Source organism: Asaia sp. W19 (genome assembly GCF_003994335.1).
Classification (GTDB): domain Bacteria; phylum Pseudomonadota; class Alphaproteobacteria; order Acetobacterales; family Acetobacteraceae; genus Asaia.
In genome coordinates this window covers 1-2271 of record NZ_PNQZ01000127.1, presented here as the reverse complement: position 1 = coordinate 2271, position 2271 = coordinate 1, and the positions used below count along the sequence as shown (strand labels likewise).

The following is a 2271-nucleotide window of genomic DNA, read 5'->3' as shown; positions in this document are numbered from 1 at the left end:
AAAGATCGCCGGTGCCGATYACGATCCCATCGCGCTGATTGGCGAGACGGAACATAAATTCCGGTCGTAATCCGGCCTGCACGTTCTCGAATGTCWCATCATGGACAGGAGTGCCGGAAGCAAAGGGATGCCCGATCGTCTCGAGCATCTGCATGGCTGTCGGGCGTATATCGAGCTCATGGGCAGCCACACCGAGTGTTCTCATCAGGTCATGGGCCAGGCCCAGACTGGTCTCCCCCGTGGCGAAACCCGGCATGGTATAAGCATCAACCTGGTCGCGTTGCCATCCCAGCTCATCGGCTGCCCGTGCGGCTACCAGCAAGGCAAGAGTCGAATCGAGTCCTCCGGAGACGCCGATCACGGCGCGTTTGACACCGCTGGTCTGGAGCCGCTGGGTGAGGGCCCGCACCTGAATGGTCCAGGCCTCGTAGCAATCGTGATCAAGTCGGGTCGCGTCGCCCGGAACGAAGGGAAAGCGCGGCACACTGCGGTGAAAGCCGATATCGCCCTGCGGGGGCGTGAGGGTGAACGCGATGCGGCGCCAGTCACCGGGATCATTGGCGCGAGCGCAGTCATGGAAGCTGCCCATGCGCATGCGCTCCTGCCGGAGCAGATCAAGATCGATGTCGGCCAAAGTCATCTGCGCCGTACGTGGAAAGCGCGCCGATTCCCCGAGCACCTGTCCCGCTTCGTAGACTGAAACCTGGCCGTCCCAGGCTACATCGGTTGTCGACTCTCCTGCGCCGGCCGCCGCGTAGACATAGGCGCAGAGTGCACGCTGAGACTGGGCGCGGCACAGGAGATGCCGATCTTCGGACTTGCCGATGGTGATGGTACTTGCCGAAGGATTGCCGATTACCGTGGCACCCGCCAACGCCAGGGTGGTGCTGGGTGGGTTCGGAACCCAGAGATCCTCGCAGATCTCGATACCAAGGCTGAATCCCGGTAAATCCTGCGCCTCGAAAATCAGATCCGTGCCGAAGGGCACAGAGCTGTCTCCTATCCGGATCGTCTCATGACGAACATCAATACCCGGCTCGAAATGCCTCGAATCATAGAACTCGCGATAATTGGGCAGGTAGGATTTGGGCACGACACCCAGCACGGACCCTCCATGGATCACCACCGCACAGTTGAAGAGACGCCCTCGCTGAACGAGGGGTGCCCCTACGACCACCACCGTTTTCCATGCAACTGAATCCGCCTTCAGCTTCTCGAGACAACTCAGAACGCCTTCGAGCAAAGCATCCTGCTGCCGCAGGTCGTCGATGGCATAACCGGAGAGACAAAGCTCGGGGAACACGGCCAGCGCGGCGCCCGCCCTGTCGCATTCATGCGCAAGCCCACTGATCTGAGCGAGATTATGGCGAGGATCGGCAAGGCGTACCGGAACCGTGCAGGCAGCCACCCGCGCAAATCCATGACGATAGAGAGAGCGGAACGCACTCATGAGATCACCTCCTGCAGCCTCTTGCCCGTGACAGCCGCTCTGGTCTCACGTGCCGATATGCCCCCCAGAGACGTCTTTCCAGATTAAAAGACAAGGGTGGATTGCGTCGGGGCAAACCGTTGCGGCTTTTGTCCGTTCACGTTGAAGTGCCGGATCATGACGATTATGTTATGTTCCCCTTTCGGAGTAACCGCCATGGACCTTTTGCGCTGGACTATTGTCTTCCTCATTCTCGCCCTTCTTGCCGGGCTTCTCGGCTTTGGCGGTATTTCAGCGGATTTCGCTTCGATCGGCAAAATCCTGTTCTTTATCTTCCTCGTCCTTTTTGTCCTCAGTTTCATCTTCGGGCGTGGGCGCACACGGTGATCTTCTGAACGTGCAGGCGGCGAGCAAGGTATTGCCGCCTGCTTCTCAGGCCTCGACGCATGGTGAAGACCCATGGCACGTCCGGTATGGAGGACCGTGTCGCCTCGAGCAGGGCTTTGTACCTCCGCTGAGCGAAAGGCCCAGGGGCGCACCCTAACGAGTGAAAGCCGCTCGCATGGAAGCTGCAGGACGTAGCGCCCTGACAGCGAAGGGGGTCATTCGTTACGCCGACCCTGACGACGCGTGCGACGTAGCGCCATATCCTTCCTATTGCGTCATATACCCGGACAGCCCATCCGCCGCCCGGCTACGCCGCTTTTTTGAGGCGATGACGCTCAGTCGGCAGGGCGGGCAGCTGCAATCAAATCCAGGTTCAGTACCCGTTGGGGTCAGGATCGCCCGGATAAGGCGCCGGATAGGCGTAGCCCTCGGCGGGCGTGCAGTTCACATAGCCG

General features: G+C 60.2%; 2 protein-coding genes. One reads left to right on the top strand and one right to left on the bottom strand.

Features of this window, described 5'->3' with window-relative positions:
- Positions 1–1450 (bottom strand): NAD(+) synthase (locus tag C0V97_RS17260; RefSeq protein ID WP_127103709.1); only part of this gene is annotated, 1450 nt, incomplete at its 3' end.
- 195 nt (positions 1451–1645) lie between these two features.
- Here C0V97_RS17260 and C0V97_RS17255 point away from each other — a divergent pair.
- Positions 1646–1816, top strand: coding sequence for a DUF1328 domain-containing protein (locus C0V97_RS17255; RefSeq protein ID WP_127103592.1), 171 nt, complete (start codon positions 1646–1648; stop codon positions 1814–1816).
- Positions 1817–2271: the final 455 nt, after the last annotated feature.

Excerpts from the sequence above, each read along its gene's own strand:
- C0V97_RS17255 (WP_127103592.1), top strand. The coding sequence starts at position 1,646 with ATGGACCTTTTGCGCTGGACTATTGTCTTCCTCATTCTCGCCCTTCTT.